The organism is Actinomyces johnsonii, assembly GCF_006546835.1.
GTDB classification, from domain to species: domain Bacteria; phylum Actinomycetota; class Actinomycetes; order Actinomycetales; family Actinomycetaceae; genus Actinomyces; species Actinomyces johnsonii.
This window is the reverse complement of the sequence record NZ_VICB01000033.1, coordinates 1-480: the sequence shown is the minus strand read 5'-3', so window position 1 is coordinate 480 and position 480 is coordinate 1. Positions and strand designations below refer to the sequence as shown.

Annotated in this window: 1 protein-coding gene; it reads left to right on the top strand. The window is 67.5% G+C overall.

What is annotated here, in order from left to right:
• A partial coding sequence (locus FK256_RS14075) for a tetratricopeptide repeat protein (RefSeq protein WP_170197985.1) occupies nt 1-480 on the top strand: 480 nt, incomplete at both ends.

Below are 480 nucleotides of genomic sequence, written 5' to 3'. Positions count from 1 at the left end.
CCTCGGTGCCTACGCCACCTTCCTCGAGAACATCCGGGGCGACATGGGCCAGGCCGAGCAGATGTACCAGCGGGCCATCGACGCCGACCCCACCAACGCCAACATCCTCGGTGCCTACGCCACCTTCCTGCACACCGTCCGCGGCGACATGGACCAGGCCGAGCAGATGTACCAGCGGGCCATCACAGCCGACCCCACCAACGCCAACATCCTCGGTGCCTACGCCACCTTCCTGCACATTGTCCGCCGCGACATGGGCCAGGCCGAGCAGATGTACCAGCGGGCCATCGACGCCGACCCCCACCACGCCAATATCCTCGCCAGTTACGCCGCCTTCCTGCACACCGTCCGCGGCGACATGGGCCAGGCCGAGCAGCTGTACCAGCGGGCCATCGACGCCGACCCCCACCACGCCAATATCCTCGGTGCCTACGCCACCTTCCTCGAGAACATCCGGGGCGACATGGGCCAGGCCGAGCA